Source organism: Streptomyces calidiresistens, from assembly GCF_014141525.1.
GTDB lineage: Bacteria > Actinomycetota > Actinomycetes > Streptomycetales > Streptomycetaceae > Streptomyces > Streptomyces calidiresistens.
Window position 1 is genome coordinate 1 of sequence record NZ_VKHS01000755.1, and the last position, 2,603, is coordinate 2,603.

At 71.5% G+C, this 2,603-nt stretch carries 2 protein-coding genes; both read right to left on the reverse strand.

Annotated elements, in window-relative coordinates:
- Nucleotides 1–113 precede the first annotated feature (113 nt).
- Entirely contained in the window at nt 114–1,814 is a 1,701-nt protein-coding gene (locus FOE67_RS22385) for a monocarboxylic acid transporter (protein ID WP_438874282.1), read from the reverse strand.
- On the reverse strand, nt 1,811–2,281 hold the full coding sequence (locus FOE67_RS30160; RefSeq protein ID WP_182666647.1) for a DUF485 domain-containing protein: 471 nt from the start codon (nt 2,279–2,281) through the stop codon (nt 1,811–1,813). Before FOE67_RS30160 ends, FOE67_RS22385 begins: the two co-directional genes overlap by 4 nt.
- Between the last annotated feature and the right edge of the window lie 322 nt (nt 2,282–2,603).

Genomic DNA, 2,603 nt, shown 5'->3' on the forward strand with positions numbered 1-2,603 from the left:
GGACCGGGGTGGGGGACGGACGGCGAGGGGTCTTCACCGATCCGGACCCCGGTCCCCCCGCCGCGGGACCGCGCGGGCCCGGCGGGACCCGCGCGATCCGGGGGGAGGGGTTCTCAGTGCTTGGAGGCCCCCTCCGCGCCGGCGCCGGTGAGGGCGCGGACCTGGAGCTCGGCGAAGCGGCCGGGGTCGGTCTCCTTGGACAGGAGGGTGCCGACCACCGCGCACAGCAGGCCGAGGGGGATGGAGACCAGGCCGGGGTTCTCCAGCGGGAACCAGGCGAAGTCCACGCCGGCGGGGAAGAGCGAGAGGCTGTTGCCGTTCGCGTCCACCTTGCCGGAGACCACCGGCGAGAAGAACACCAGGATCAGCGCGCTCGCCAGACCGCCGTAGATGCCGGCCAGGGCCCCGGTGGTGTTGAACCGCTTCCAGAACAGGCTCAGCAGCACCGTGGGCAGGTTGGCCGAGGCGGCGATGGCGAAGGCCAGGGCCACCAGGAAGGCCACGTTGAGGTTCTGCGCGAAGATCGCCAGGACGATCGCGGCGACGCCGACGCCGAAGGCGGCCAGTCGCGCGACCTTGATCTCCTCCTTCTCGCTCGCCTTCCCGCGCCGGATCACGTTGTTGTACAGGTCGTGGGCGAGGGAGGACGAGGAGGCGATGGTCAGACCCGCGACGGTGGACAGGATCGCGGCGAAGGCCACGGCGGCGATGAGCGCCAGCATGATCGCGCCCAGCAGGCTGCCGCCGAAGTGGACGCCGACCTCCTCGGCCAGCTGCGGGGCCGCGGTGTTGCCGGCCGCGTTCTGCGCGACGATGGCGTCCCGGCCGACCAGGGCCGCGGCGCCGAAGCCCAGCACCAGGGTCATCAGGTAGAAGGAGCCGATGAGGCCGATGCCCCAGTTGACCGACTTCCGGGCCGCCTTGGAGTCCGGGACGGTGTAGAAGCGGATCAGGATGTGCGGCAGACCGGCGGTGCCCAGCACCAGCGCGAGGCCGAGGCTGATCAGGTCCAGCTTGTTGACCATGGTCTGCCAGGCGTCGCCGGCGACCTCGACGCCGTACCGCTGGCCGGGTTCCAGGAAGGAGCTGCCGACGCCGCTGGCCTGTGCCGCGTCGTTCATCAGGGCGCCGAAGTTGAAGCCGTAGACGGCGAGCACCATCACGGTCAGCAGGGCGGCGCCGCCCATGAGCATGACCGCCTTGACGATCTGCACCCAGGTGGTGCCCTTCATGCCGCCGAAGGTCACGTAGACGATCATCAGGATGCCGACGACCACGATGCCCGCGATCTTGGCAGTCTCGGCGCTCATGCCGAGGTAGGTCTCACCGGGCTGGATGCCCAGCAGCAGGGCGATCAGGGCGCCGGCGCCGACCATCTGCGCCAGCAGGTAGAAGATCGAGACGGTGAGGGTGGAGACCGAGGCGGCGGTCCGCACCGGGCGCTGCCGCATCCGGTAGGAGAGCACGTCCGCCATGGTGTAGCGGCCGGAGTTCCGCAGCAGCTCGGCGACGAGCAGGAGCGCGACCAGCCAGGCGACGAGGAAGCCGATGGAGTACAGGAACCCGTCGTAGCCGAAGAGGGCGATCATGCCGGCGATGCCGAGGAAGGAGGCGGCCGACATGTAGTCGCTGCCGATGGCGAAGCCGTTCTGCATCCCGGAGAAGCCGCGCCCGCCGGAGTGGAAGTCGGTGGCGGACTTGACCTGCCGGCTGGCCCACAGGGTGATGCCCAGGGTCAGGGCGATCATCAGGGTGAAGAGCAGGACGGTGATCAGCCGGCCCTCGCCGGCCTGGGCGATCTGGACGCCGTTCACGAGCGGGCCTCCCCGGAGTCGTCGGAGCGCTCGGCGGTGCCGGCGGGGGAAGCGGCGGCGGGAGCGGCGGCCCCGGCCGTCCGCGCTGCGCCGTCGGCGGCACCGGCCGGGCCGGCCTCCAGCTCACCGCGCAGTTCGTCGGCGAGCGGGTCGAGACGGCGACCGGCGTAGCGGGCGTACCACACGGCGATGCCGAAGGTGGTGACGAACTGCAGAACCCCGAAGACCAGGGCGATGTTGACGTTCCCCACCACGGTGGTCGCGAGCACGTCGCGCGCGAAGGCGGACATGATCACGTACAGCAGGTACCACGCCATGAAGGCGATGCTCATCGGGGCGACGAACCGCACCAGGCGGCGGCGCAGGTCGATGAAGCGGGGGTCCTCGTGCATGGTGATCGAGCGGGACCTCAGGTCGCCGCCCGGTGGTGGGTCGGTGGCCTCGGGGGCGGTATGCGTCGTCGTCATGACCGGCTCCAGGAGTGCGTTGTGTTTCCGCCGGGTGAACGCCCGGGGCGTTCGGGGAATGTAAGGAAGGTCACTCCCCCACCGCACCGTCCCGTACCGGCTCGATCGCCCAGTGCCGGCGGGATGCGCCGAACGGTCGTCGGGTTCGCGCCGAACGGGCGGACGGTGCGCCGAACGGCCGACGAACGGCGACCCGGGACGCGCGGCACCGGTGGTTTCCGGCCGGCCGGGACCATCGGCCCGACCGGTCGGCCCTCGCGTCCGGCCGGTCGGTTCGCCCCGCCCTCCACCGGGGCCGACGGGAGCCCCCGTGGCCCCGCCC

Bases quoted from the DNA above. Each gene is read 5' to 3' on its own strand.
- FOE67_RS30160 (WP_182666647.1), bottom strand. From the start codon at position 2,281: ATGACGACGACGCATACCGCCCCCGAGGCCACCGACCCACCACCGGGC.